Source organism: Pseudomonas sp. UBA3153, assembly GCF_002364635.1.
GTDB classification, from domain to species: Bacteria; Pseudomonadota; Gammaproteobacteria; order Pseudomonadales; family Pseudomonadaceae; genus Pseudomonas_O; species Pseudomonas_O kuykendallii.
This window is the reverse complement of record NZ_DEYR01000073.1, coordinates 1-723: the sequence shown is the minus strand read 5'-3', so window position 1 is coordinate 723 and position 723 is coordinate 1. Positions and strand designations below refer to the sequence as shown.

The following is a 723-nucleotide window of genomic DNA, read 5'->3' as shown; positions in this document are numbered from 1 at the left end:
CCTGGACCAGCCGCAGGGTGCCGCCGCAGGGCAGGCCGAAACGCGCCGACTCCTCCTTCGTCACGCCATAGGTGATCAGCGCGCAGCGCGCCTGTTCGTCGACCCGCAGCGGTAGGCGCGCCAGCAGGTCGTCCTCGATGCAGCCGCCGGACACCGAACCCTCGACCCGTCCGTCGCCGCGCAGGGCGAGCAGCGACCCCACCGGGCGCGGCGCGCTGCCCCAGGTTTCCACCACGCTGTAGAGCACCACGTCATGGCCTTCGCGGAGCCAGTCGCGGGCGCGCCTCAGTACCGTCAGATCGACGCCATCCATTCGTTTCGCCTCATCATTCACTCGATACCGATCGGAGCGCCGGCCTGTCTTCACTGACCCGCCGGGGCGCACGCGAGTTCGACCAGGGCGCCTCAGCGCAGCAGCATCGCCTCGCCGACCTTGCGCCGCGCCGCCCTGCCGGCCAGGCGCTCGACCAGGGTCAGGGCGAACTCCAGCACCGCCGCCGGGCCCTGGGCCGTGGTCAGATTGCCGTCGACCACCACCGCCTGGTCGACGAACACGCAGCCGGACAGCCGATCGCTGAACGCGGGGTAGCAGGTCATCCGCCGCCCCTTGAGCACGCCGAAGGGTTGCAGTGCAAGGGCCGGCGCCGCGCAGATCGCGGCGAACTCGAGGCCGGCGGCGGCCTGCTGGCGGACCCGCTCGGCCAGCGGCAGGTGCGCGCCGAG

At 72.5% G+C, this 723-nt stretch carries 2 protein-coding genes; both read right to left on the bottom strand.

Features of this window, described 5'->3' with window-relative positions:
- On the bottom strand, positions 1-313 hold a 313-nt coding region (locus tag B2X67_RS16325), incomplete at its 3' end, for an XdhC family protein (RefSeq protein ID WP_286786129.1).
- Between the two features lie 92 nt (positions 314-405).
- The coding region (locus B2X67_RS16320) for a DJ-1/PfpI family protein (protein WP_286786128.1) at positions 406-723 on the bottom strand (318 nt) is incomplete at its 5' end.